General features: G+C 68.8%; 16 protein-coding genes. 15 read left to right on the plus strand and 1 reads right to left on the minus strand.

The features are described 5' to 3' along the window. The first annotated feature begins 25 nt into the window (after positions 1-25). The 9 genes from ngcE (at position 26) to ACIOEW_RS30455 (ending at position 12,221) form a co-directional block, all read left to right on the plus strand. Positions 26-1,468: an N-acetylglucosamine/diacetylchitobiose ABC transporter substrate-binding protein gene (gene ngcE / locus ACIOEW_RS30415; protein WP_401967607.1), complete on the plus strand. Its 1,443-nt coding sequence runs from the start codon at positions 26-28 to the stop codon at positions 1,466-1,468. 53 nt (positions 1,469-1,521) lie between these two features. Then, a complete protein-coding gene (locus tag ACIOEW_RS30420) occupies positions 1,522-2,445 on the plus strand; it encodes a sugar ABC transporter permease (RefSeq protein WP_362548073.1) in 924 nt (307 codons plus the stop codon). Between the two features lie 91 nt (positions 2,446-2,536). Continuing rightward, positions 2,537-3,457 carry a carbohydrate ABC transporter permease gene (locus tag ACIOEW_RS30425; RefSeq protein ID WP_401967609.1) on the plus strand — a complete coding sequence of 307 codons (921 nt, stop codon included), beginning with the start codon at positions 2,537-2,539 and terminating at the stop codon, positions 3,455-3,457. Between the two features lie 216 nt (positions 3,458-3,673). Then, positions 3,674-4,873 carry an ROK family transcriptional regulator gene (locus tag ACIOEW_RS30430; protein ID WP_362548393.1) on the plus strand — a complete coding sequence of 400 codons (1,200 nt, stop codon included), beginning with the start codon at positions 3,674-3,676 and terminating at the stop codon, positions 4,871-4,873. A 123-nt stretch (positions 4,874-4,996) separates the two neighbouring features. Further along, on the plus strand, positions 4,997-6,064 hold the full coding sequence (locus ACIOEW_RS30435; protein ID WP_401967611.1) for a sugar ABC transporter substrate-binding protein: 1,068 nt from the start codon (positions 4,997-4,999) through the stop codon (positions 6,062-6,064). 232 nt (positions 6,065-6,296) lie between these two features. Continuing rightward, on the plus strand, positions 6,297-7,085 hold the full coding sequence (locus tag ACIOEW_RS30440) for an ATP-binding cassette domain-containing protein (RefSeq protein WP_362548079.1): 789 nt from the start codon (positions 6,297-6,299) through the stop codon (positions 7,083-7,085). Continuing rightward, entirely contained in the window at positions 7,082-8,380 is a 1,299-nt protein-coding gene (locus tag ACIOEW_RS30445) for an ABC transporter permease subunit (protein ID WP_362548082.1), read from the plus strand. Before ACIOEW_RS30440 ends, ACIOEW_RS30445 begins: the two co-directional genes overlap by 4 nt. A gap of 193 nt (positions 8,381-8,573) precedes the next feature. Continuing rightward, entirely contained in the window at positions 8,574-10,553 is a 1,980-nt protein-coding gene (gene dxs / locus ACIOEW_RS30450; RefSeq protein ID WP_362548085.1) for a 1-deoxy-D-xylulose-5-phosphate synthase, read from the plus strand. Positions 10,554-10,715: 162 nt separating this feature from the next. Next, on the plus strand, positions 10,716-12,221 hold the full coding sequence (locus tag ACIOEW_RS30455; RefSeq protein WP_362548088.1) for an amino acid permease: 1,506 nt from the start codon (positions 10,716-10,718) through the stop codon (positions 12,219-12,221). A 58-nt stretch (positions 12,222-12,279) separates the two neighbouring features. Here the strand turns inward: ACIOEW_RS30455 and ACIOEW_RS30460 are convergent, their stop codons facing one another. After that, on the minus strand, positions 12,280-13,377 hold the full coding sequence (locus ACIOEW_RS30460) for an LCP family protein (RefSeq protein WP_362548091.1): 1,098 nt from the start codon (positions 13,375-13,377) through the stop codon (positions 12,280-12,282). A gap of 306 nt (positions 13,378-13,683) precedes the next feature. On the opposite strand from ACIOEW_RS30460, the gene ACIOEW_RS30465 reads away from it, so the two are divergent. From ACIOEW_RS30465 to ACIOEW_RS30490, 6 genes are all read left to right on the plus strand, one after another. Continuing rightward, entirely contained in the window at positions 13,684-14,763 is a 1,080-nt protein-coding gene (locus ACIOEW_RS30465; protein ID WP_401967615.1) for a hypothetical protein, read from the plus strand. 290 nt (positions 14,764-15,053) lie between these two features. After that, on the plus strand, positions 15,054-16,163 hold the full coding sequence (locus tag ACIOEW_RS30470) for a hypothetical protein (protein ID WP_401967617.1): 1,110 nt from the start codon (positions 15,054-15,056) through the stop codon (positions 16,161-16,163). A gap of 387 nt (positions 16,164-16,550) precedes the next feature. After that, positions 16,551-18,314, plus strand: coding sequence for a stealth family protein (locus ACIOEW_RS30475; protein ID WP_401967779.1), 1,764 nt, complete (start codon positions 16,551-16,553; stop codon positions 18,312-18,314). A gap of 53 nt (positions 18,315-18,367) precedes the next feature. Further along, positions 18,368-20,038, plus strand: coding sequence for a stealth family protein (locus ACIOEW_RS30480; protein ID WP_401967619.1), 1,671 nt, complete (start codon positions 18,368-18,370; stop codon positions 20,036-20,038). Positions 20,039-20,041: 3 nt separating this feature from the next. Next, on the plus strand, positions 20,042-22,048 hold the full coding sequence (locus ACIOEW_RS30485; protein WP_401967621.1) for a glycosyltransferase: 2,007 nt from the start codon (positions 20,042-20,044) through the stop codon (positions 22,046-22,048). A 40-nt stretch (positions 22,049-22,088) separates the two neighbouring features. Next, positions 22,089-24,086, plus strand: a complete 1,998-nt coding sequence (locus ACIOEW_RS30490) for a glycosyltransferase (RefSeq protein WP_401967623.1) — start codon at positions 22,089-22,091, stop codon at positions 24,084-24,086. Positions 24,087-24,096: the final 10 nt, after the last annotated feature.

Below are 24,096 nucleotides of genomic sequence, written 5' to 3' on the forward strand. Positions count from 1 at the left end.
TCCTGGAGAAGGCGAGGACTTGAGCATGGGATCCACCTCCGGCCACAAGAATGAGGGCCTTGGCCGTCGCGATGTGATCAAGCGTTCTGCCGCACTCGGTCTGATCACCGTCCCGACGATGAGCTTCCTGTCTGCCTGCGCGAGCAGCGACGACGGCGGCGACAAGCAGGTCGAGAAGGGCAAGACCAGCGCGAAGAACCCGCTGGGCGTCAACGAGACGGCCGCACTCGACGTGGTCATCTTCGACGGCGGCTTCGGCCAGCAGTACGCCATCGACGCCGAGAAGAAGTACACCGCGGCCTTCCCCAAGGCCAAGGTCAAGCACGCCGCGACCCAGAAGATCCAGTCGCAGCTGCAGCCCCGCTTCAACGGCGGTACCCCGCCGGACCTGATCGACAACTCGGGCGCCGAGCAGATGGACATGGGTGTCCTCGTCGGCAAGAAGCAGCTGCTCGACCTGACGCCGCTGATGGACGCCCCGTCCATCGACGACCCGAGCAAGAAGGTCCGCGACACCCTGCGCCCGGGTGTCCTGGAGATGGGTCAGTTCGACGGCGACCCGGTCTGGATCATGTACTACGCGTACACCGTGTACGGCGTCTGGTACTCGCAGACCAACCTGGAGAAGCTGGACGCCGAGTATCCCGAGGACTGGGATGCCATGCTCGCCCTGTGTGCGAAGGCGAAGAAGCAGGGCATCGCGGGCTGGACGTACCCGGGCAAGTACCCGTACTACCTGCCGTTCTCGCTCTACCCGTTCATCGGCAAGATCGGTGGCCGGGAGGTTCTCGACAAGATCGACAACCTGGAGCCGAACGCCTGGAAGGACCCCGCTGTCAAGGCGGCGTTCGAGGCGTACTACGAGCTCTACAAGAAGGGGTACATCCTCAAGGGCACCCCGGGCCTGACCCACATCCAGTCGCAGACCGAGTGGACCAAGGGCAAGGCGCTCTTCATCCCGAACGGTTCGTGGGTGGAGAACGAGGCGGCGCCGACCACGCCCAAGGACTTCAAGATGATGGTCGCGGCCCCCTCCGGCCTCGACTCGTCGGACAAGATGCCGTTCGGCACCATCTGGGCGTCCGGCGGCGAGCCCTTCGTCGTCCCGGCCAAGGCGAAGAACCCCCAGGGCGGCATGGAGCAGCTGCGCATCATGCTCTCCGAGGAGTCCTCGAAGAACTTCACCAAGCAGGTCAAGTCCCTCAGCGCCTTCAACGGCGGCACCGACGGGCTGACCCTCTCCACGGCCATGCAGGCCGGTGTCGACGCGCTGAAGAAGGCCGGCGACAACGTGGTGAACCCGCGCCTGCAGGACTGGTACGTGAAGCTCCAGAAGGAGCAGATCGGCACCGCCGGCATCGGCGAGATGATGGCCGGGCGTCTGACGCCCGCCGAGGCCATCAAGAAGATCCAGGGCTACGCGGACGCCGCGGCCAAGGACCAGTCCATCAAGCACTACCAGCACTAGTGAGTAACCGTCACCAGCGGCGGCACCCGCGGAAAGATCGGGGTCGGTAAACGATGCAGCACGGCAAGTACCGGTTCATTGTGGGGTTCTTGGTAGCCCCACTGGCGTTGTACGCGGTCTTCGTCATCTGGCCGTTCATCCAGTCCATCTACTACTCGTTCACGGACTGGACCGGCCTGAGCCCGGACTTCAAGATGGTCGGCCTCGACAACTACACGAGGATGCTCAAGGACGACATTTTCTGGAAGTCGCTGCAGCACAGCGTGCTGCTCGTGCTGTTGCTGCCGTTGGTGACGCTGGGCCTCGCGCTCTTCTTCGCCTTCATGCTCAATGTCGGAGGCCGGCGGCGTAAGAACGCCGCGGTCTCCGGCGTGCGGGGCTCGGGGTTCTACAAGATCGCCTATTTCTTCCCGCAGGTGCTCTCGATCGTCATCGTCGCCCTGCTGTTCCAGTTCGCGTACAACCCGCGCAGTGGAATGCTGAATTCGGCTCTCAAGGGAGTCGGGCTCGACTCCATCCAGCCGGACTGGCTGGGTGACCCGAATCTGGCGCTCATCTGCGTCATGGTGGTGCTGGTCTGGTCGACGGTCGGATTCTTCGTCGTCCTCTTCTCCGCCGGAATGGCGTCCATTCCGAAGGACTTCTACGAGGCGGCGCTCCTGGACGGGGCCAGCCGCGTCACGACGTTCTTCAAGATCACTCTGCCGCTGCTCTGGGACACGGTGCAGTCGGGGTGGGTCTACATGGGCATCCTGGCGCTCGGGGTCGAGGCGTTCACGGCCGTACAGGTCATGACCGTGGGCCCCGGTGGCCCCGACTACGCGACCTCGGTCCTGCCGCTGTACGTCTACCAGACGGCGTTCCGCGACGGTCAGGCCGGATACGCGACCACGATCGGTGTGGGGCTGCTCATCGTCACCATGGTGTTCGCCGCCATCGTGATGCGCCTGGGCCGGCGCGAGCGGCTGGAGTTCTGATGCTGTGCTTCCCGGGACGCGTCGCCCGGATCCCCAGCAGGCAAGAAAGCCCGGTCCCGGCGACCGGCTCGACAGTTCGAGGTGAGCGCGCGTGAAGGCCACTGAAACCCCTCCCCCCGTGGTCAAGGTGACGGAACCGTCCCCCGTGTCCAAGTCGCCCGCACCGGGCGGCAAGGAGAAGAGCAGCGAGGGCAAGGTCCTCAACGTCTTCTCGCACGGTGTGCTGATCATCTGGGCGGTCCTGGTGGTCATGCCGCTGCTCTGGGCGATCATGACCTCGTTCAAGACCGACGACTCGATCCTGTCGACGCCGTGGGCGCTGCCGGACAAGCTCCACTTCGAGAACTGGTCACGCGCCTGGGGCCAGGCGCACATGAGCGAATACTTCTTGAACACGGTCGTGGTGGTGGGCGGTTCGCTCATCGGCACGCTGCTGCTCGGCTCTATGGCGGCGTACGTACTGGCGCGGTTCGACTTCCCGGGCAACCGCTTCGTGTACTACCTGTTCATCGGCGGGATGAGCTTCCCGATCATCCTGGCGCTGGTCCCCCTGTTCTTCGTGATGAACAACATGGGGCTCCTGAACACGACGCACGGACTGATCCTGGTCTACATCGCCTACTCGCTGCCGTTCACCGTCTTCTTCCTCACCTCCTTCTTCCGGACGCTGCCGGGCTCCGTGGCGGAGGCGGCGATGCTCGACGGGGCCTCGCACACCCGGACGTTCTTCCAGGTGATGCTGCCCATGGCGAAGCCCGGCCTGATCAGCGTCGGTATCTTCAACTTCCTCGGGCAGTGGAACCAGTACATGCTGCCCACGGTGCTGAACAGCGACCCCGACCACCGGGTGCTCTCCCAGGGGCTGGTCGAACTGGCCAACAGCCAGGGCTACAAGGGCGACTGGTCCGGACTCTTCGCAGGCCTGGTCATGGCGATGCTCCCGGTCCTCGCGGCCTACATCGTCTTCCAGCGCCAGGTCGTGGCCGGTCTCACCGCTGGAGCGGTGAAGTAGTACCGCAAGCGCCTTCTCCACGGAACCACCGAACCGCCCGCCGGCAGTCCTGCCGACGGGCGGTTCGTCTGTGTAAGGGGGAGTTCGCGGAGCGTGCCGTGCGAGGGTCCGGTGCTCATCCGAGGCTTCGACTGCTCAAGGTCTTGACGGGGCGCACCCCAAAACGGTCAGCTTAGGGTTCACATGTTGGAGAATATGGCAGGAGTGAGAGAGTCGATGGAGACTCCGGGGTCGCAGACATCTCTGCATCGCGCCAACCTTGAGCGGGTCGTGCGCGCCGTACGTATGGCGGGCTCGCTCACCCAGGCGGAGATCGCAAGGAGCACGGGCCTCTCCGCGGCCACCGTCTCCAATATCGTTCGCGAACTGAAGGAGGGCGGCACCGTCGAGGTGACCCCCACCTCGGCCGGCGGCCGCCGGGCCCGCAGCGTCTCGCTCAGCGGGGACGCGGGCATCGTCATCGGCGTCGATTTCGGACATACGCACCTACGGGTGGCGGTCGGCAACCTGGCCCATCAGGTGCTCGCCGAGGAGTCCGAGCCGCTGGACGTGGACGCCTCGTCGGCCGAGGGTTTCGGACGGGCGGAACAGCTGGTCAACCGGCTGATCGAGACCACGGGGATCAGCCCCGGCAAGGTCATCGGGGTGGGCCTCGGTGTTCCCGGCCCGATCGACGTCGTGTCCGGCACGCTGGGCTCCACGTCGATCCTGCCGGGCTGGACGGGCATCAACCCCAGCGAGGAGCTCGCCGGACGCCTCGGCGTGCCGGTGTACGTCGACAACGACGCCAACCTCGGGGCCCTGGGTGAGCTGGTGTGGGGCAGTGGGCGCGGGGTCCGCGACCTCGCGTACATCAAGGTCGCGAGCGGTGTCGGCGCCGGTCTGGTGATCGACGGGCACATCTACCGGGGCCCCGGCGGCACGGCCGGCGAGATCGGCCACATCACCCTCGACGAATCGGGGCCTGTCTGCCGCTGCGGCAACCGCGGGTGCCTGGAGACCTTCACGGCCGCGCGGTACGTCCTGCCCCTGCTCCAGCCCAGCCACGGGCCCGATCTCACCATGGAGCGGGTGGTCCAGCTGGCCCGCGAGGGAGACCCGGGATGCCGCCGGGTGATCGGCGACGTCGGGCGGCACATCGGCAGCGGGGTGGCCAACCTCTGCAATCTGCTCAACCCGAGCCGCGTGGTGCTCGGCGGCTCACTCGCGGAGGCCGGCGAGCTGGTCCTCGGACCCATCCGCGACTCCGTGTCGCGCTACGCCATCCCCAGCGCCGCACGGCAGCTCTCGGTGCTCCCGGGTGCCCTCGGCGGACGGGCGGAGGTACTGGGTGCCCTGGCCCTCGTTCTGAACGAGATGGGTGATTCAACCCTTTTGGAGAGCACCCTCCCCGCAGCGACGCCTGCCTTCACTTAGATAACGAATGGCACCGTTGTCATCTCGTTAAGAATTTACTCCTTGACGCCACGCCTGCGGCCGAGTTGACTCCAACCCACCTCGGCCGCAACGTTGCGGCCTCGTCAGGGAGGCACACCCGCAATGAACGCAATGACGCGACGCATCGTCATAGGCACGGCCGCCGTTTCGATGGCCGTCTCCCTCGCCGCCTGTGGCAAGGCGGGCGACGACAAGAAGGACTCGGCGGACTCGGGCAGCAAGACCAAGATCGGTCTGCTGCTCCCGGAGAACAAGACCGCTCGCTACGAGACGCTGGACAAGCCGCTGTTCATCGAAGCGGTCAAGAAGGACTGCGCGGACTGCGAGGTTGTCTACAACAACGCGGCCGGTGACGTCAGCCAGCAGAAGCAGCAGTTCGAGCAGCAGATCGCCGACGGCATCAAGGTCATCGCGATCTCCTCGGTCGACTCCGAGAAGTCCGCCTCCTGGATCGCCGACGCGCACAAGAAGGGCGTCAAGGTCGTCGCGTACGACCGCGCCATCGTCGGTGCCGACGCCTACGTCAGCCACGACAACGAGAAGATCGGCAAGCTCCAGGGCCAGGCGATCCTCGACGCCCTCGGCTCCAAGGCGGCCGACTCCAACCTCGTCATGATCAACGGTGACGAGAAGGACCCGAACGCCGGCCTGTTCAAGAAGGGTGCTCACGCGTCCCTCGACGGCAAGATCAAGGTTGCCTACGAGGCGTCCGGCGAGTGGGACCCGAAGATCGCCGGTGAGAAGATGACCGCCGCGATCTCCTCGGTCGGCAAGGGCAAGATCAACGCCGTCTACTCCGCCAACGACGGCATGGCGGGCGGCATCATCACGTCCCTGGACAACGCCGGCATCAAGGACATCCCGGTGGGTGGCCAGGACGCCGAGCTCCCCGGTATCCAGCGGCTCATCGCCGGTACGCAGACCTTCACGATCTACAAGTCGCCGAAGCAGCTCGCCCCGACGGCCGCCCAGTTCGCCGTCAACCTGCTCCAGGGCAAGGACATCGGCGCCGCAGGCGAGACGGACGGTGTTCCCTCCACGCTGCTCGAGCCGACCGTGGTGAACAAGGACAACATCCAGTCCACCGTGATCAAGGACGGCATCTACAAGGTCGCCGATGTCTGCGTCAAGGACATCGCCGCCAAGTGCACCGCACTGGGCATCAAGTAGTCCCTCCTGGCGCCAGGGCCAACGAGCCCTGGCGCACACGGGTTTGATTCGCGCCGCATGGCGGAGTCAGCCCGCCCCATGACTGTCCGGCCCCGATCGGCCCACACCCCGCTGCCGGCCGGGTGCCGGACATTGTTCCTCCAGTACTTCCAGTACGTCGACGCTGCCCCGCCATGGCGCGGCGTCTCCGCCGGTCAGGCGGCACATCCCCGCCGGTCAGGCGGCGAAGGAGATGGTTCACGTGTCACAGACGCCCGTGCTGGCGTTGCGTGGAGTCTTCAAGCGATTCGGAGCGGTCCAGGTCCTCTCCGGTGTCGATCTCGAAGTCCACGCCGGAGAAGTGGTCGCCCTGGTCGGCGACAACGGTGCAGGAAAGTCCACGCTGGTCAAGACGATCGCCGGCGTGCACCCCATCGATGAGGGCGTCATCGAGTGGGAAGGCGCGAAGGTGGAGATCAACCGTCCGCACGACGCCCAGAACCTCGGCGTCGCCACCGTCTACCAGGACCTCGCGCTCTGCGACAACCTGGATGTCGTCGCCAACCTCTTCCTCGGTCGCGAGATCAAGAAGGGTGGCGTCCTCGACGAGGTCGCCATGGAGAAGCGGGCACAGGACCTCCTGTCCACGCTCTCCATCCGTATCCCCAGCGTCCGTATCCCGGTCGCCGCGCTCTCCGGCGGCCAGCGCCAGGTCGTGGCCATCGCCCGCGCCCTGGTCGGCAACCCCAAGATCGTGATCCTGGACGAGCCCACCGCGGCCCTCGGCGTCGAGCAGACCGCACAGGTGCTCGACCTGGTGGAGCGGCTGCGCGAGCAGGACCTCGGCGTCATCCTCATCAGCCACAACATGGCCGATGTGAAGGCTGTCGCCGACAAGGTCGCCGTGCTGCGACTGGGCCACAACAACGGCGTCTTCCCTGTGGCGACGACCAGCCACGAAGAGATCATCGCCGCGATCACGGGCGCCACGGACAACGCCGTGACCCGCCGCAAGTCCCGCAGCGCGGAGGCATCCAAGTGAGCAACATCAACAAGACTTCGGCCAAGGTCCCGGCCCAGGCAGAGGCCACCGAGGCTCCCGCGGCAGCAGCCGGCGCAGTCAAGGTCGTCGACCCCCGTCTGCTCATCCGTGAGCAGGGCTTCAAGGGCTACTGGACCGAGTTCAAGCGCAAGGTGCGCTCGGGCGAGATCGGTTCGCTGCCTGTCGTGGTGGGCCTGATCATCATCGGGATCGTCTTCCAGCTCGAAACCGGAAACTTCCTCACCTCGTACAACCTCGACCAGATCACGCTGTACGCGGCGGGTCCCGGCATCATGGCCGTGGGCATCGTCTTCGTACTGCTGCTCGGCGAGATCGACCTCGCGGTCGGTTCCGTCGCGGGTCTCGCGGGTGCGGTCTGGGCCGTGGTCGGCACGGACATGCCCGACTCCCTCGCCATCGTGGTCGGCATCCTGTCCGGCACGGTCGTCGGCGCCTTCCACGGCATCGTCTTCGCCAAGATCGGCGTGCCCGCGTTCGTCGTGACCCTGGCAGGCTTCCTGGGCTGGGCCGGTCTGCAGACCTGGGTGATGGGCGACAAGTCCACCATCACCACCCCGCTCGGCAGCTTCGTCCGCGAACTGACCAGCTACTACTTCGCCGACGTCGCCGCCGCCTACGGTCTCGCCGTGGTCGTGATCGTCGCCTTCTACCTCGCGCAGTTGCGCGACTCGAGCCGCCGCAAGGCCGCAGAGCTGCCGCACCGCCCGCAGAGCGAGATCATCCTGCGCACCGCGCTGCTCGCCGTCCTGTGCCTTCTCGCCGCGTACGCGTTCAACCAGGAGCAGGGCCTCCCGCTCTCCCTGGTGATCTTCCTCGCGATCCTGGTCATCACCGACTTCGTTCTGCGCCGCACCACCTACGGCCGTCAGATCTTCGCGGTCGGCGGTGGCATCGAGGCAGCGCGTCGTGCCGGTATCAACGTGTCCTGGATCCGCATCTCGGTGTTCATGATCTCCGGCACGCTCGGTGCGGTCGGCGGTCTCTTCCTGGCCTCCGCGACCGGCGGCGCCGACCGTTCGCTCGGTGGCGGCAACCAGCTCATGATGTGCATCGCCGCAGCCGTCATCGGCGGTACGTCCCTGTTCGGCGGACGCGGCAAGGTCTGGTCCGCGCTGCTGGGCATCCTGGTCATCCAGTCGATCGTCCAGGGCCTCAACCAGATGAACCTGTCGTCGAACGCGATCCAGTACATGATCACCGGTGGAGTACTCCTCATCGCCGTGATCATCGACTCGGTCTCGCGCAAGACCCAGAAGACCGCAGGCCGCGCGTAACCTCACCGGGCCCGGCGGGGCCCGGTGACACGCAACGCCCGACAGTGCCCGGCGCCCTTTTCCAGGGCTCCGGGCACTGTCACGTACCGGCCCGGGTGGGACAGCACACCCCCGCCCGATGCCCGCGGCGGCGGACGGAACATTAGACTCATCGGATCGGCATGCTCGACCAGCACAATCGCAAGGAGGCACGGTGACACAGCCGCGCGAAGCGCGTCATGCACGGGCGGTGGCGGGCGAGGGATGGGATCTGCTGAACCGCATCGGCGGACCGCGTGATCTGGACCGGCTCACCCCCGAGCAGCTGGAGCAGCTCGCCGAAGAGATCCGGACCTTCCTCGTCGACGCCGTCTCCAAGACCGGCGGCCACCTCGGACCCAACCTCGGCGTGGTCGAGCTGACCATCGCCCTGCACCGGGTCTTCGACTCGCCGAAGGACAAGGTCCTCTTCGACACCGGCCACCAGAGCTATGTGCACAAGCTCCTCACCGGCCGGCAGGACTTCTCGAAGCTCAAGAGCAAGGGCGGCCTCTCCGGCTACCCCTCGCGTGCCGAGTCCGAGCACGACGTCATCGAGAACTCGCACGCCTCCACCGTGCTCGGCTGGGCCGACGGCCTCGCCAAGGCCAACGAGGTGCTGGGCAAGGACGACCACGTCGTCGCGGTCATCGGTGACGGAGCTCTCACCGGCGGTATGGCCTGGGAGGCGCTGAACAACATCGCCGCCGCCAAGGACCGCCCCCTCGTCATCGTCGTGAACGACAACGAGCGCTCCTACGCCCCGACGATCGGAGGCCTCGCCAACCACCTCGCGACCCTGCGCACCACGGACGGCTACGAGCGCTTCCTGGCCCGTGGCAAGGACCTCCTGGAGCGCACCCCCGTCGTCGGGAGGCCGCTGTACGAGACGCTGCACGGTGCCAAGAAGGGCCTGAAGGACTTCATCGCCCCGCAGGGCATGTTCGAGGACCTCGGCCTGAAGTACGTGGGCCCGATCGACGGACACGACCTGGAGGCCCTGGAGTCCGCGCTCCAGCGAGCCAAGCGCTTCGGCGGGCCCGTGATCGTGCACTGCCTCACGGAGAAGGGCCGCGGCTACACCCCGGCCCTGCTGGACGAGGCCGACCGTTTCCACGCCGTCGGCAAGATCCACCCCGACACCGGGCTGCCCGTCGCCACCTCCGGCCTCGACTGGACCTCCGTCTTCGGCGAGGAGATGGTCAAGCTCGGCAAGGAGCGCGAGGACATCGTCGCGATCACCGCGGCCATGCTCCAGCCGGTCGGCCTGACCAAGTTCGAGAAGGCCTTCCCGGACCGGATCTACGACGTCGGCATCGCCGAGCAGCACGCCGCGGTCTCCGCGGCAGGCCTCGCCACCGGCGGCCTGCACCCCGTCTTCGCGGTGTACGCCACCTTCCTCAACCGCGCCTTCGACCAGGTCCTGATGGACGTCGCCCTGCACAAGTGCGGTGTGACGTTCGTGCTCGACCGGGCCGGGGTCACCGGTACGGACGGCGCCTCGCACAACGGCATGTGGGACATGTCGATCCTGCAGTGCGTGCCGACGCTCCGGATCGCCGCCCCGCGCGACGCCGACCAGGTCCGCGCCCAGCTGCGCGAGGCCGTCGAGGTCGACGACGCCCCGACGGTCGTGCGCTTCTCCAAGGGTGCGGTCGGCCCGTCGGTCAAGGCCGTCGGCACGGTCGGCGGCATGGACGTGCTCCGCGAGCCGGACGCGGCCCGGCCGGACGTCCTGCTGGTCTCCATCGGGGCGCTCGCCCCGATGTGCCTGGAGATCGCGGACCTGCTCGATGCCCAGGGCATCTCGACGACCGTCGTCGACCCGCGCTGGGTCAAGCCGGTGGACGAGGCCATGGCCCCGCTCGCCGCGAAGCACCGGGTCGTCGTGACCGTCGAGGACAACAGCAGGGCCGGCGGTGTCGGCTCCGCCGTCGCCCAGGCGCTGCGCGACGCCGACGTCGACGTGCCGCTGCGCGACTTCGGTATCCCGCCGGTCTTCCTCGACCACGCCTCCCGCAAGGAGGTCATGGCCGAGATCGGACTGACCGCGCCGGACATCGCCCGCCAGGTCACCGGTCTGGTCGCCAGGCTCGACGGCCGTTACGACGCGGACGCGGCGAGCAGCTCGGTGGCGGAGCCGGTGCGCGACTGACGCGTACCACCGCAATGCCGATTGGGCCGGTCGCCCACCCTGTACGGGTGGTCCGATCGGCCCATTCGCGTGAAATGCCGCCGTGCGCGGCGTGCTGCGGGCGGCCGGGAGGCCGGCGGGTCCGAATCATGGCGTGCACGACGAGTGCGTGGAGGTACGCCGGTGAGCACCCAGCAGGACCTGCCCCCCAGCGGAGACGGACTGTTCAGGACCAAGACGGTCGAACAGTCGATCCGCGACACCGAGGAGCCGGAGCACGCCCTCAAGAAGTCCCTCTCCGCCCTGGACCTCACGGTCTTCGGGGTGGGGGTCATCATCGGAACCGGAATCTTCGTGCTCACCGGCAAGGTGGCCAAGGAGACGGCGGGCCCCGCCACCGCCATCGCCTTCGTGGCCGCGGGTGTCGTCTGTGCCCTGGCCGCGCTCTGCTATGCGGAATTCGCCTCCACGGTCCCGGTGGCCGGCTCGGCGTACACCTTCTCCTACGCCTCGCTCGGCGAACTGGTCGCCTGGATCATCGGCTGGGACCTGGTCCTGGAGTTCGCGCTGGGTACGGCGGTGGTGGCGGTCGGCTGGTCCGGCTACGTCCGCTCACTGATGGACAACGCCGGCTGGCACCTGCCCGACGCGCTGTCCGGCCCCGATGTGTCGGACGGATTCGGCTTCGACATCCTCGCCTTCGTCCTGGTGCTGGTGCTGACCGTCATCCTGGTGCTCGGGATGAAGCTCTCCGCCCGGGTCACGACGGTGGTGGTGGCCATCAAGGTGGCCGTCGTGCTGATCGTGATCATCGCGGGGCTCTTCTTCATCGACACCGCGAACTACTCGCCCTTCATCCCCGAGGCCCAGCCCCAGCCCGCCGGATCGGGCCTGGACGCCCCGCTGGTCCAGCTGATCTTCGGATACGAGCCCACGAACTTCGGCGTCATGGGCATCTTCACCGCCGCCTCCGTCGTCTTCTTCGCCTTCATCGGCTTCGACGTCGTGGCCACAGCCGCCGAGGAGACCAAGCTCCCGCAGCGCGACATGCCCCGCGGGATCATGGCCTCGCTCTTCATCTGCACCACGCTGTACGTCGCCGTATCGATCGTCGTCACCGGAATGCAGCACTACACCGAGCTTTCCGTGAGCGCCCCGCTCGCCGACGCCTTCAAGGCCGTCGGGCACCCCTTTTACGCCGGGATCATCAGCTTCGGCGCCGCCGTCGGCCTCACCACGGTCTGCATGATCCTGCTCCTGGGCCAGACCCGGGTGTTCTTCGCGATGAGCCGCGACGGCCTGCTCCCGCGGTTCTTCTCGAAGACGCACCCGCGGTTCCGGACCCCGTACCGCCCGACGATCCTGCTCGGCGTGATCATCGCGGTCATCGCGGGCTTCACCAGCATCAACGAGCTGGCGACTCTGGTGAACATCGGCACGCTGTTCGCCTTCGTGGTCGTCGCCCTGGGCGTCATCGTCCTGCGCCGCACCCGCCCCGACCTGCACCGCGCCTTCCGCACCCCCTTGGTTCCGCTGATCCCGATCCTCTCGGTCGCCGCTTCGGTCTGGCTGATGCTCAACCTGCCGGCGGAGACGTGGCTGCGGTTCGGTATCTGGATGGTCATCGGCGTGATCATCTACTTCGCGTACGGGCGCGGGCACAGCCGGGTGAACCGCACCAGGGTGTGACGCCGACGGCCCCGCCTGCCCTTCCGGGCCGGCGGGGCCGGTCTGTCCGCGGTTGCCGTCAGCCGCCGGTGGCGGGGGACTTCTTGGCGGACTCGGGGATCGTGGCGTCCTCGCGGATCGCCTTCCAGAGCGTGCCGGCCTGCGGCTGCGCGGCGATCACCCGGTTCGGGTCGATCTTGTCGTAGGCGACCGGGAGCATGATGGTCTCCATCGAGGCCGGGTCGACGCCGTTCATCGAACGGGCGAACTCGGTCAGCGACTTGAGCGAGGCGAGGCCCTCATCCGTCGTCAGCGATTTGGTGGCGGAGTTGGCGATCTTGTAGGCGCTGGTCGGACTGCCCAGCAGATCCTGCTTCTTGACCTCGCTGAGGAGGGCGAACAGGAACTGCTGCTGCAGGCCGATGCGGCCGAGGTCGCTGCCGTCGCCGATGCCGTGCCGGGTGCGGACGTAGGCGAGGGACTGGGTGCCGTCGAGCTTGTGGGGCCCGGCGGTGAGGTCGAGACCGGAGGACGTGTCGTGGATGTCCTGCGGGACGTCGACGGTGACTCCGCCGATGGCGTCCACGAGCCCCTTGAACCCGGCGAAGTTGATCTCCAGATAGTGGTCGATGCGTACGCCGGACATCTTCTCGACGGTCTTGACCACGCAGGCGGGACCGACCTGGGAGTAGACGGAGTTGAACATCCTGCGGTCCGCGGAGGGCACCACGGTCCCGTCGGCCTTGGTGCACTCGGGGCGGGTCACCAGGGTGTCGCGGGGGATGGAGACGGCGACGGCCTTGCTGCGGCCCTCGGGGATGTGCACGACCATCGCGGTGTCGGAGCGGGCTCCACTGACGCTGCCGCCGCCGCCCAGTTCCTTGTTCTCGGCTCCGGCGCGCGAGTCCGAGCCGAGGACCAGGAGGTTCTGTCCGCTGGTCGGGAGCTTCTCGGGGCGGTCTTCTCCGAGCGCCTTGTCGATGTCGACACCCTTGATGTTCCCGTCCAGTTGGCTGTACAGCCAGTAGCCGGTGCCGCCCGCCGCGATGACGAGAACCAGAACGGACAGCAGGACGGCCCGGCGTATGCGCTGGCCCCGTGTCCGCACACGCTTGCGCCCGCGGGAAGGGTTCTCCGGGGGGCCTTGGTGTTCGGGCGTGATGGCGTCTTGGCTCATCCTGAGTGAGTCCTCACAACTTATGGCCTGGTCGGGGCGCAGGTGATGGGGTGGGACTCGGGTGGGGGGTGGAGCCGGTCCGCGTTTTGCTGATGAGTGAGCACTATAGACAGTCGCTCTGGTGTACGTACGAAGTCTGTGGCGTGACTGTGACGCAGCGGGCGGACGGCGGAGCCGGTGAGCGGCGGCGGATCGTACGCCGGTGAGGCCCGGGGGAGGCGTCCGTGCTGGGGCTTTAGGATGTGACAGCTTCGAAACGCTGTACGAGGTGTCGGAAGTCAGTTCTCGGAAAGGTGATCGCGAACCATGCCCGGACAGGATGCCCGTGCGGCCTCGAAGGCCGTGCCTGAAGCCGAGGCGCTCCGAGGTATCTGGCTCACCCGGGGGAAGGACGGCAGGCTCACCGCGTACGTCCCCGGCGACGGCGGTCTGCGGCGCTGGACCGAGAGCCGTCCTGGAGGCCCCGGATGGGGCGCTCCGGACGTCGTGCCGGTACCGCACCTCACGCATCTGTCCGTGACGCAGAGCGCCGAGGCCTATGTCCACTTCGTCGGCCGCCGTGAACAGGCAGCGGCGGACGGCGGTGTCACTGTCGACATCGTGCACGCGATCCAGTACCAGACGGGCCGCCCCCCTTCGGCCTGGCAGTCGTTGGGTACTCCGCACAAGGAACCCCACCTGGGCGGCGCTCTCGGTGCGCCCGTCGCCGTCGTCAGCCGGCCCGGCGAGGTGCACGTCGTTGTCCGCGACGGGGACGGCACCATGCGATTGCGCCGGGAGATGCCAGGTGGCAAGTGGGGTATCTGGGGAGTCCTGCACGGCAAGCACGTCAAAGGTGAACCCGCCGTGGTTCCGCTCGGCTCCGGATGCGTCTCGGTCCTCGCCGCGACGGACGAGGGCGCGCTGCTCTGGCAGCAGGAGAAGCCCGGCGGCCGCTGGGGCGCGTTCCAGCGCTTGGGAATCACGCTGAGGCCCAGCTCGCCGGCCGTACTGGAGACGGCCCCCGGCCGTGCCACGTACTACGGGACCGATCCGGCGGGCGGTGTCGTCGCCTACCGTGCCGATGCCGGTCCCATGCCCCTCGGCGGCGCCCCGGGCGACGGTGCGCACGCTGTGATCCGCACGGTTCTGGACGGCCTCGACTGCACGGTGCTGGCCCACCGCGGCGTGAACGGCTGCGCGATCGTCGGCGTCGGGGTGACCGAGAACGAGGCCGACGGCCTGTGGTGGTCCGACACCGGTGTGTCCTGCCTGACCACTCCGGTCCTGACCCACGATGCCCAGGGGCGGGTGGTGATGGCGGTGGTCGGTACGGACGGCGCCCCGCGCGTGGCGCGGCAGACGGACGGGCCGGGGCTGAGCTTCGAACAGTGGCGCGAGCTCTGACCGGTTCGGTCCGTTGCCACGCGGCGGACGGTGCGTCCCGGCACCGCACATGTCCCCGAGTGACTACCCGTTCGCGACTTGGCCGTTCGCGACTCGGCTGATCGGGAGTGGGCCGGCTCCGGCGGTGCGTATGCCGTCCACGCGACGCGCGAGGCCGGTGAGCGACGCCGGTGATTGACCGGGTGTGGGCCGACGGCCTGCCGGGGGCGGCGCGGCGCTGAGCATATGATGTTGTCGGCCCTGTGTGGGCATGATGAAGAACCGGTGAAGCAGAGAGGGTGTCACGGGTCATGCGGAGAAGAGGATCGGACTCCGCGAGCAGTGCCCGCCCTCCCGCCCCGTCGTCCGGGAACCACCAGGTCCGCGGTACGCCGCGGGGCCGCTGGATGCCGCTCGGCAAGGACGGCAGGCTCACGCTCTACGCCCGCACGGACGGCGGCCTGTTGCGCTGGACGGAGCGGAGCCCCGGCGAGGACCGTTGGCGCGGACCGGACTTCGTGTCGATCGCGGATCTGACGGACCTGACCGTCGTTCAGGGTGCCGACTCATATGTGCACTTCCTCGGGCGGCGCGAGCGCAGTGGTTCCGACGGGCCGGGCGTGGACTTCGTGCACGCCGTCCAGTACCAGACCGGCCGTCCCGTCACCGCGTGGCGTTCCCTCGGCAACTTCCACCGTGACCGGGAGGAGGGCCGGAAGGCCGGTGCGCCGGCCGGGGCCGTCGACGCGCAGGGGGCGCTCTTCGTCTTCGCGCGCAACGCGGGTCGCGGACTGCAGCTGCGCCGCGAAGGGAAGAGCGGCAAGTGGGGAGCCTGGCAGGACCTCAAGGGTTCCGGGCTCGCCGCCGAAATCGTGCCGTCGGTGACCTCGGGCGGGCTCGTGGAGGTCTTCGCGCTCACCGATCGCGGGGCGCAGCAGTGGCGTCAGGGTGACGCGGGCGGCCCGCTGGTGATCGCGCCGCCCTCGCCGTTCCACGCTCTGGAGGGGTCCGTGGCGGCGCTGGAGACCGCGCCCGACCGCCTCACCTACTACTGGACCGATGCGAACAGGACCGGGGTCGTCTCCTACCGGGAGGGCGCCTGGCCCGTGCCGGTGGGCGGGCAGCCCGGGGACGGCGCCGTCGTGGCCCTGCGCGCCACGCTCGACGGTCAGGACTGCACGGTTCTCGCGCAGCGCGGGGCGGGCGGCACCCTGCTGATCGGGCTCTGCGGTACCGAGGGGGAGCAGGGCGGCGTCTGGTGGTCGGACACCACCGAGGAGTGCGTGGGTGATCCCGCACTCGCTCTCGACGGGCACGGTCGCGTCGTCGTGGCGGTTCGCGGGCGGGACGGGTCCGTGTCCGTCGCCCGGCAGGAAGCGGGCCCGGGGCTCACGCTCTCGCCGCACTGGCACCGGCTGTGATCTGACGACACGTTCGGGAGCACTGGGCGACACCGGCCCGTCGCTTCGATTTCATGTGGCGTTCCCGTGAAGTCGTAAAAGGTTGTACGAGCAACCGGTGGGATTCATCACGAGCATATGACGCATATGTCCGCCTTTTTGGCTGGACGTTGATCGGCTCTTTATGTGAAGGTTCTGTGACTTGCCTGCGGGTGAGCAGGTGTGACCGTCCAGTGGGGCGGTCTCCATGGGGATGACAGGTTTCGGTCTCATACCGTCCGTCGCCCGGGCACGAGGGGGTGCCTGGTTGCGGCAGACGCTGGACCGCAGTGGCGTGGGTGGGGATGCCTCGTGGCCGGTTCGGGTAATCCGGAGGCGGGATCGCTCGTTTCGGCGTACCGGTCCGTGATGCCGGCGGGCGCGCGAAGGGGCATCGTCCGCAAGGTGCCGGCCCCGCTGCGCTCCGCCGTGAAGTCCTCGTTCACCTCCGTCGACGCCGTCCGTTCGGCGACGGTCGTCTGGGCGATGGGCGGCCGCCGCAACGCGGCCCGGCACAGTGCCGCCTCCACCCGCCGCGTGGTGCGCGTCAAGGGCAGGCACATGCACGCCCTGCTCGTCGAGGGCGCCACGGCTTGGGCTGCCCGGGCCCGCAATCTGCACATTCTCATCGCCGCGCTGGAGGCCGGGGGTATCGAGTACTTCTGCGTCCGCGGGACCACGCAGGACGTCCCGACGGTCGCGGTGCCCGCCGGGCTGCGCGAGCCGGCCCAGGAGATGCTCCAGATCGCCTTCGAACAGACGCCGGGCTACGTGGGCGCGGCCACCGCATCGGAGTCGGGCATGCGGCCCGGCGACGACGACAGGTCCTGGCGCCAGCTGCGCAGACACGACACCCTCCGGGTCGCCTGGTACGTCACCGACCCCACCCAGGAGCTCGTCTTCGGCGCCGATCAGGGCTGCGACCTGGAGTTCTGGCCGGAGCGGGAGGGCCTGCTCCAGGCACCCCGGCCCAACCGGGTGGTGGACGAGGTGCCGGTCGACGCACCACGGCACACCGTCCCGCAGGCCCTGTTCGCCCTGGTGCCCGGCTCCTACACCACGGGTAGCGCGCGCACCGTGGCGGAGTTCACCCAGCCCCTGGCAGAGGACCACCTCTTCCCCATCGACGTCGTCTACACCTGGGTCGACGACTCCGACCCCAAGTGGAGCGCCGAACGCGACGCCGTCCGCGCGGGACGGATGGGCGGCACTCCGCAGGCCCTGCATGCCCAGGCGGCCAACGACGCGCGCTTCACCAGCCGTGACGAACTGCGTTACTCCCTGCGCTCCCTGCACCAGTACGCACCCTGGGTCCGTACCGTCTATCTGGTCACCGCCGGCCAGGTGCCCAGCTGGCTGGACACCGACGCCCTGGGCCTCCAGGTCGTCGACCACCGCGAGATCTTCTCGGACGCCGATGCTCTGCCCACGTTCAACTCACACGCCATCGAAAGCCAGTTGCACCACATCGACGGCCTGTCGGAGCACTTCCTCTACCTCAACGACGATGTGTTCTTCGGCCGTCCGCTCGGCGCGGAACGCTTCTTCCACACCAATGGCCTGACCAAGTTCTTCCAGTCCAAGGCGCTCATACCGAGCGGCCCCGCGGGCACGAACGACCTGCCGGTGAACGCGGCGGGCAAGAACAGCCGGGCACTGATCGAGCGGTCCTTCGGCACCCGTATCGCGCAGAAGATGAAACACACCCCGCATCCGTTGCGCCGCAGCATCCTCGCCGACATCGAGCTGGTCTACAGCGAGGAGCACCACCGCACCCAGCACTCCCGGTTCCGGTCCCCCGAGGACGTCCCGATCGCCTCGTCCCTGCACCACTACTACGGCTTCCACACCGGCCGTACGACCGCCGGGAACCTGCGCTACCAGTACATCGACCTTGCCGCCGACCAGGCCCGGCGCCGCCTGGACAACCTCCTCGCGCACCGGAACTTCGACACGTTCTGCCTGAACGACACCGTCGAGCATCCCGACCCGGAGGCCCAGGAGCACATGGTCAGGAGCTTTCTCGACGCGTACTTCCCCGTCCCCAGCCGCTTCGAGCGGGTGGACTCGGACGAGTACCGCAACGCGAGCCGGTCGCAGGACCGGTCAGGGAAGGCCGAAATCAGACGGTGAGCGAACCGCTCCTCCTGCCGCAGTACCCATCCCCCGTAACGAAAGTGAACCGCGTGTTTGACACCTCCAGCCGAGAAACGGCTGGCGAGACCTCCATGGGCACCGGCCCTCGCCCGGAGCCCACGCCGCCGCAACTGCGCAGGAGCCGCACGGAGCGGCAGGTCATCGTGGACATGCACAAGCGTGTCGCGCTGGTGCACGACCGGCTCACGCCGCTCGCCGCGCGCGAGCTGAACAACCTGGAAGTCCGTCGCGCCCTGGAAGCCGAGCGGATCGACTGGTTCGCGGTGCCGGGCCTCGACGACACGGCCTCCGCGGTCGGCGTCGACGCGCGCCGGCGCACCCAGGCCCTGGCGGCGCTGCGCGCCCGCCTGTCCGGCAGCCAGGGCTACATCGCCCGCCCCAAGGCCGGGATGGCCCCCGGTGACGGCGCGTGGGAGGGCTCCTCGGACAGGACCTGGGAGCGGGCGAAGGGCCTGTCCGTCGTGCGCGCCTTCTGGTTCCGCACCACGGAGGAAGGTCACCTGACGCATGGTGCCGACACGGGCTGTGACATCGAGTTCTGGGAGCCCGAGGAGAGCGTGCCCGGCCAGGGAGTCGACCGCCTCGTCGCCCCCCGCCGCAACCGCGCCAGCGAGCACGTCTCCCTCGGCCGCGAGCAGCTTGTCGTCCCCGGAGAGCAGATGACCAGACTCGTGGGCCGGGCCCACGAGTCCGAGGTGCCGCCGCTGCGCCCGACCCGCACCCGCCCCGAACTCGACATCCTCTTCCCGGACGAGCACCCCTTCCCCATCGACGTCGTGTACACCTGGGTGGACGGCGACGACCCGGCCTGGCAACGGCGCCGCGCCGAGAGCCGCGGTGAGGTCTTCCACGCGGAGGCGGCCAGCCTCGCCCGCTACGTCTCCCGCGACGAACTGAAGTACAGCCTCCGCTCGGTGCGGATGTTCATGCCGTGGGTGCGGAACATCTACATCGTCACCGACCGGCAGACCCCGCAGTGGTGGGACGACGGCGACGGCAGGGCCCGCGTGGTGGACCACCGGGAGATCTTCGACGACCCCTCCCACCTGCCCACCTTCAACAGCCATGCGATCGAGTCCAGGCTGCACCACATCCCCGGACTGTCGCGCCACTTCGTCTACTTCAACGACGACATGTTCATCGGGCGGACCCTCACCCCCTCCGCGTTCTTCCACCCGAACGGCATCGCCAAGTTCTTCCCGTCCCCGGCCCAGGTCCCCTACGGCCCCCCGGAGCCCGACGAGGTGCCCACCTCGGTCGCCGCGAAGAACAACCGCCGGCTCATCCAGGAGCGGTTCGGCCGCACGCTCGTGCAGAAGATGAAGCACGTGCCGTACGCGCTCAACCGGGACATCCTCACCGCCATCGAACAGGACTTCCCCGAAGAGCACCGGCGCACCTCCGCCAGCGCCGTGCGCAGCGTCACCGACCTGTCCATAGCCTCCTCGCTGCACCACTACTACAGCTACTACTCCGGCCGCAGCCTGCCCGGCGAGCTCCGGTACGGCTACTTCGCGCTGGACGACCCCGAGCTGGAGCACAAGCTGGAACTGCTGCTGCTGCGACGGGACCGCGACACCTTCTGCCTCAACGACTCCGCGAGCGACCCCGCCGAGATCGAGCACCAGAGCCAGCTGCTCCACCGATTCCTCGAGGCCTTCTACCCGGTGCCGAGCCCGTACGAGAAGACGGCGGCCTGAGCCATGAACATCGAGATCCTGGTCCATACCCTGGCCACCGATTCCATCGGCGCGCGGGCGGCAGCCCGGCTCGCCCAGTCCCTCGTCGCCGGTCACCGGGTGACCGTCGTCACCGTGCGTGGCGCCGCCGCACCGCACCCGGCGCTGCGGCTCCCGAAGAACGTCGGCGTCCTGGCCCTGGCCCCCTCGGTCGCGGCCGGCGACCGGGACGACGACAACACCTCCCAGCTCGTCATCGCCGGCGACCCCGAGTTCCGGCGCTACAACCGCGCCGACGACGGACGGCTCCGCAAGCACCTGACCGCGAGCGGCGCCGACGCGGTGGTCGCACTCAGCTCCGCGCTCGGCGCGGTCCTGGCCCAGTGCCGGGTACCCCACGCGAAGCGCATCGCCCGCCAGCCGGCACCGGTCGAGCGGCTCCCGGAGTCGGTACGCGCCCGCTGGACCGAGCTCTACCGCGAACTGGACGCGGTCGTCCCGCTGACCCAGGGCGACGCCGCCGCCCCCGAGTACCAGGCGCTGCGCGCCGCCGGCGTCGCGGTGCGCCACATCGCCGAGCCGGTGCTCCTCGCCGAGGGCCCGGACAAACCGACGACGGGAGTGGTGATCAGCGCCGGGCGGCTGGTCTCGCACCGTCGCGTCGACCTGGCGCTGCACGCCTTCGCCCGGACCCGGGCGGCTCAACCGGGCTGGCAGCTGAGGGTGTTCGGCACCGGGCCGCTGCGCCACGAGACCCGCGAACTGGTCACCGCGCTGGGACTCCACGACGACGTGCTGCTGTTCGACCGGGAGGCCGGCGAAGAGGACTTCTACGACGCCGACATCGCGCTGGTGACCGCGGAGCGCCTGGACAGCGCTCGCCCGGTGCTGGAGGCGCTCGCCCAGGCCACGCCCGTGGTCGCCACGGAGGTGGCTTGCGGAGCTCCCGAGGTGCTCGCCGACGGCCACGGCGGGCTGCTGGTGCCGGTCGGTGACGTCGATGGCACGGCCCGCGCCCTGGAGCGCTACATGGCGGACGAGGGACTGCGCTCCGCGCATCGGGCCCAGGCCCTGCGGGCCGCGCAGTCCGCGGGCACGGAGCAGGTCGGCGAGGCGTACGAGGAACTGTTCAGGACGGTCAAGGCCGGGGTACGCGGCCGCTGGGGCAAGGGGCGGCGTACAAGCGGCGGCGCTCCCGAAGAGGACCGCCCCCTCCCCACCGCTGAATGCCGGGTGCTGCCGAACGGCGCATGGGAGGTCACCGTGCGGGGCGTGTCCGGTGCGCGCACCGTGCGCGTCAAGGAACAGGGCAAGGGCCGTGAGGAAGTGGTCGACTTCGCCGTCGAGGGCGGCGGTACCCGGGCCCTGATCGACGCTCGCGCGCTTGCCGTGCTCGGCGAGGGCCGCGCCGACTTCTACGTGGTGGACGGAAAGGGCAAGGAGAGACGCCTGCGCTACGGGCGGTGCACACTCGGCGGGGCACGCGACGTCGGACACCTCGGCGACCTGAACCACTTCCACTGGGTGCTGCCGTACGCGACCGAGGGCGGCTATCTGCGTCTGCGTGTCTGGTCCCGCCCCAGCCACGCCGAGCTGGTGACCGTCGACTACAGCGACACCAGCCTGCGGCTGACGGGCTGGCTGCACGGGGAGTGGCAGCTCGGCGGCGAGCTGTCGTTGCTGCTGCGCCGCCGCCAGGAGCCCGCGCGCACGATGGCGGCCGGCCGGGTGCGCTTCGAAGACGGCTGGTTCGGCGCGGAGCTGAACATGGAAGAGGCCATGAGGGCCCGGCTGCTCATGCGCGAGAACTGGGACGTGCTGCTCACCGACAGCGGCGGCGGCGAGCCGGTCAGAGTGGCCCGCATCGCCGACGACCAGGTGGTGAGGCGCGATGTGCAGCGCTTCCCGGAGCTGGTGCGGGAGGAACCGGCGGACCTGTTCGGCCCCGACGTCGGCCGTGCCGTCGTCGGACTGCGCCCCTACTTCACCGCGGACAACGAACTCTCGCTCGTATTGACCGAGCATCACTGACCGCGGCCCCTACGGACCTCGAGAATCCCAGAGGACACTTGTGCGGATCTCCTTCCTGCTCCACAGCATCGACAATTTCGGCGGGGTACCGCGGGCGACCAGCAGCCTGGCCTCCGCGCTGGCGGTCCACCACGAGGTGGAGATCGTCTCGGTCTTCCGTACAGCGGACCGGCCGTCCTTCCTGCCGTCCGGCGACGTGACCCTGCGCTATCTGGAGGACCGGCGCAAGGGGGCGGCGAAGGCCAAGCGTGGCAAACCGTCCCGGATCATGCCGAAGGAGGACAGCTGGGTCGACCAGTACACCGAGGAAGTCGATGATCTGATCCTCGGTCACCTCGGCAGCTCCGGCGCCGATGTCGTGATCGCTGCCCGGCCGGCGTTCGCCGCGTATCTCATCGCCCATGGGCGGCACGGCTACGGGCGCGTGGTCATCGACCACGAGGGCTCGATGGTGCCCTCCCAGGAGCTGCGCGAGCGCACGCTGGAGCTGTACCGCGAGATGGACGGCGTGGTCTGCCTCACCCAGGCCGATCTGAACAACTACCAGCGACAGCTGGGCGACCGGGCGCCCCTGCTCGCCGGCATCGGCAACATCGTGCCGCCGCCGGCCCGGCACGCCCCGGTGCGCGGCCTGCCGCTGATCGCCGCCGCGGGACAGCTCGTGCCGCGCAAGGGCTTCGACACGCTGATCAACGCGTTCGCCCAGGTCGCCCCCCACCACCCGCAGTGGCGGCTGCGCATCTTCGGCCGCGGGCCCGAGCACGCACGCCTGCAGGACCTCGTGCACGCGCACGGGCTCAGCGACGCCATCCGTCTCATGGGCGCGCTGCCCGACCTCACAGCGGAGTGGGACAAGGCCGCGTTCGCGGTGAGCGCGGCCCGCCACGAGTCCTTCGGTCTGACCCTGGTGGAGGCCATGCACCACGGGCTTCCGGTTCTCGCGGCCGATGCGCCCTTCGGCCCCGGCGAGATCGTCGTCCCCGGCCGCAACGGCATCCTGGTGCCGGTCGGTGACGAGGAGGCCATGGCCCAGGCGATGCGCTACCTCATCGAACAGCCGACCGAGCGGGAGAAGCTGTCGCAGGGCGCCTACGCCACGGCCCCGCTCTACAGCGCCGAGCGCATCGCCTTCCGCTACGACGAGTTCCTGCGGGATGTGGCGGCCTCGATACCGAAGGAGCGTACCGCCGCGGTCCCGTCCGTCGTCCCGTCCGGTGTCCCGGCGGAGGTACTGGTGCGCGGCGACGGCACTATCGAGGTCCGCGCCGTGCTGAACCCTGGCACAGAGCCCCCCGCGCTGTGTGTCACCCTGCGCAAGGCCGAGACACTGGTCAGGCTGGCTGCCCTCGGGACGTCGGTGGACGAGGCGACGGGCACTGTGCGGTCGGTGTACACGGTCCCCGCCGAACCACCGGTCCTCGCCGAGGGCCGTTATGACATCGACCTGGAGCTGCCGGACGGCCGACGCCAGCCCCTCGCCGTGGAGGGCGTCCACACCGGTGGACTGCTGATCCGCCGGATTCCGGCGGAAGGTCCCGCGTACTGGCCCTTGCCCTACCGCGCCGCGGACGGCCATCTTTCGATTCTCGTGCGTCATCGCGTGGAGCATGCCGAGGTGCATTCCGTACTGGTGGGGCAGGACGGCTGGCTCGTGCGCGGTGGCCTGGTCGTTCCGCCGGGCACCAACCTCTCCGGGCTGCGGCTGGGAGCCATGCCCCGTAAGGGGAGCCTCGCGTCCACTGTGTCGGGCCAGGTATCCGTGGGACACGACGGCGCGTTCGAGGCGCATCTTCCGTTCGCCGGGGTGGTTGCCGCCTCGTCGGGCGGCCACGACGACTGGGACCTGTGGCTGGAGCGTGAACCCGGTCAACCGCTTATCCGTCTGGCGCGTTTCTTCGACGACATCCTGGAGCGCAAGCGGATCGACGTCTATCCCACACAGCGCTGGCACCACCCGACGCAGGGACCGGCACGCGGACGGGTCTTCTTCACGCCCGGCAACGAGCTGTCCTTCACCGTCAGCCCCGACGAGGCCTGACACCCCTTCT

It is taken from the genome of Streptomyces sp. NPDC087901 (genome assembly GCF_044742205.1).
Lineage (GTDB): Bacteria > Actinomycetota > Actinomycetes > Streptomycetales > Streptomycetaceae > Streptomyces.

Excerpts from the sequence above, each read along its gene's own strand:
- ngcE (WP_401967607.1), top strand. The coding sequence starts at position 26 with ATGGGATCCACCTCCGGCCACAAGAATGAGGGCCTTGGCCGTCGCGAT.
- ACIOEW_RS30420 (WP_362548073.1), top strand. The coding sequence starts at position 1,522 with ATGCAGCACGGCAAGTACCGGTTCATTGTGGGGTTCTTGGTAGCCCCA.
- ACIOEW_RS30430 (WP_362548393.1), top strand. The coding sequence starts at position 3,674 with ATGGAGACTCCGGGGTCGCAGACATCTCTGCATCGCGCCAACCTTGAG.
- ACIOEW_RS30435 (WP_401967611.1), top strand. The coding sequence starts at position 4,997 with ATGAACGCAATGACGCGACGCATCGTCATAGGCACGGCCGCCGTTTCG.
- ACIOEW_RS30440 (WP_362548079.1), top strand. The coding sequence starts at position 6,297 with ATGGTTCACGTGTCACAGACGCCCGTGCTGGCGTTGCGTGGAGTCTTC.
- ACIOEW_RS30460 (WP_362548091.1), bottom strand. The coding sequence starts at position 13,377 with ATGAGCCAAGACGCCATCACGCCCGAACACCAAGGCCCCCCGGAGAAC.
- ACIOEW_RS30465 (WP_401967615.1), top strand. The coding sequence starts at position 13,684 with ATGCCCGGACAGGATGCCCGTGCGGCCTCGAAGGCCGTGCCTGAAGCC.
- ACIOEW_RS30470 (WP_401967617.1), top strand. The coding sequence starts at position 15,054 with ATGCGGAGAAGAGGATCGGACTCCGCGAGCAGTGCCCGCCCTCCCGCC.
- ACIOEW_RS30475 (WP_401967779.1), top strand. The coding sequence starts at position 16,551 with ATGCCGGCGGGCGCGCGAAGGGGCATCGTCCGCAAGGTGCCGGCCCCG.
- ACIOEW_RS30485 (WP_401967621.1), top strand. The coding sequence starts at position 20,042 with ATGAACATCGAGATCCTGGTCCATACCCTGGCCACCGATTCCATCGGC.